This window comes from Carboxylicivirga sediminis (assembly GCF_018156225.1).
Classification (GTDB): domain Bacteria; phylum Bacteroidota; class Bacteroidia; order Bacteroidales; family Marinilabiliaceae; genus Carboxylicivirga; species Carboxylicivirga sediminis.
Window position 1 is genome coordinate 1 of sequence record NZ_JAGTAR010000079.1, and the last position, 2,510, is coordinate 2,510.

Annotated in this window: 1 rRNA gene; it reads right to left on the reverse strand. The window is 49.7% G+C overall.

From position 1 onward, the window contains the following. Positions 1-71 precede the first annotated feature (71 nt). A 23S ribosomal RNA gene (locus KDU71_RS22620) occupies positions 72-2,510 on the reverse strand; the annotation flags it as partial.

Genomic DNA, 2,510 nt, shown 5'->3' on the forward strand with positions numbered 1-2,510 from the left:
ACATATCAGCTGCAAATCAAAATCATATCACCTAACTTAAATGTGTGTCAAGTATTCCTTAAAGAAAAACTCTCTTGAAAGCTTCGGGTAATTAGTACTGCTCGGCTATGATGTCACCACCTTTACACCTGCAGCCTATCAACGTCATCGTCTCTAACGTCCCTTAATGGAAATCTCATCTTGAAGCAGGCTTCGTGCTTAGATGCTTTCAGCACTTATCCCTTCCAAACTTAGCTACCCAGCAATGCTCCTGGCGGAACAACTGGTACACCAGCGGTTTGTCCAACGCGGTCCTCTCGTACTAACGTCAGGCCTTCGCAAATTTCCTACGCCCACAACAGATAGGGACCGAACTGTCTCACGACGTTCTGAACCCAGCTCGCGTGCCACTTTAATGGGCGAACAGCCCAACCCTTGGGACCTTCTCCAGCCCCAGGATGTGACGAGCCGACATCGAGGTGCCAAACCGCTCCGTCGATATGAGCTCTTGGGAGCGATCAGCCTGTTATCCCCGGAGTACCTTTTATCCTTTGAGCGATGGCCCTTCCATGCGGAACCACCGGATCACTATGCTCTACTTTCGTACCTGCTCGGCTTGTCGGCCTCACAGTCAAGCGCGCTTATACCATTATACTCTACAGACGGTTACCAATCGTCTTGAGCGCACCTTTAGAAGCCTCCGTTACTCTTTTGGAGGCGACCACCCCAGTCAAACTACCCACCAAACGGTGTCCCCATAAATGGGTTAGGCTCCAGATAAGCAAAGGGTCGTATTTCAAGGATGACTCCACAACGCCTGGCGACGCCGCTTCATAGTCTCCGACCTATCCTACACATTACTTACCCAAAACCAACGTTAAGCTGCAGTAAAGGTTCACGGGGTCTTTCCGTCCCGTTGCGGGTATCCGGCATCTTCACCGGAACTACAATTTCACCGAGCTCATGGCTGAGACAGTGCCCAGATCGTTGCACCATTCGTGCAGGTCGGAACTTACCCGACAAGGAATTTCGCTACCTTAGGACCGTTATAGTTACGGCCGCCGTTTACCGGGGCTTCATTTCAATGCTTCGCCGAAGCTAACATCTCCACTTAACCTTCCGGCACCGGGCAGGTGTCAGGCCTTATACATCATCTTTCGATTTAGCAAAGCCATGTGTTTTTGATAAACAGTCGCCTGGGCCATTTCTCTGCGGCTCACATCGCTGTGAGCGCCCCTTCTCCCGAAGTTACGGGGCTAATTTGCCTAGTTCCTTAGCCATGAATCACTCGAGCGCCTTAGTATACTCAACCCAACTACGTGTGTCCGTTTACGGTACGAGCCGCTATACTCGCTTTTCTTGGAACCGGTTACTTACTTTCGCTTCGTCCGTAGACTAGGCTCAGCGTACTATTCCGTCAGTACGCAAGCACCTGGCCGATCCGTCACTTTTATTGTATAGCAGGTACAGGAATATTAACCTGTTTTCCATCCACTACCCCTTTCGGGTTCGCGTTAGGTCCCGACTAACCCTGATCCGATTAGCGTTGATCAGGAAACCTTGGTCTTTCGGCGTGGAGGTTTCTCACCCCCATTATCGTTACTTATGCCTACATTTGCTTTTCTAAACAGTCCACTGTGACTCACGTCTTCAGCTTCAACCCAGTTTAGAATGCTCCCCTACCACTGAACTAATGTTCAATCCATAGCTTCGGTAGTATGTTTATGCCCGATTATTATCCATGCATCGTCGCTCGACTAGTGAGCTGTTACGCACTCTTTAAATGAATGGCTGCTTCCAAGCCAACATCCTAGCTGTCTAAGCAACAACACCGCGTTTGGTCAACTTAACATACATTTGGGGACCTTAGCTGATGGTCCGGGTTCTTTCCCTTTCGGACATGGACCTTAGCACCCATGCCCTCACTCCATGACATCATCTTGTAGCATTCGGAGTTTATCAGGAGTTGATAGGCGATGAAACCCTCGCGTCCTATCAGTAGCTCTACCTCTACAAGATTAATCATAGGCTGCACCTAAATGCATTTCGGGGAGTACGAGCTATTTCCGAGTTTGATTGGCCTTTCACCCCTACCCTCAGTTCATCCAAAGACTTTTCAACGTCAACTGGTTCGGTCCTCCACTGTGTGTTACCACAGCTTCAACCTGACCAAGGGTAGATCACACGGTTTCGCGTCTACTCCCACTGACTATAGCGCCCTATTCAGACTCGCTTTCGCTTCGGCTCCGACCCTTAAAGTCTTAACCTTGCCAGTGAGAAGTAACTCGTAGGCTCATTATGCAAAAGGCACGCTGTCACCGATTAAATCGGCTCCAACCGCTTGTAGGCGCACGGTTTCAGGTACTTTTTCACTCTTCTGTTCGAAGTGCTTTTCACCTTTCCCTCACGGTACTGGTTCTCTATCGGTCTCTCAGGAGTATTTAGCCTTGGCAGATGGTCCTGCCGGATTCACACAGGATTTCACGTGTCCCGCGCTACTCAGGATACTCGCCTCGCCTAAAAAATTACGT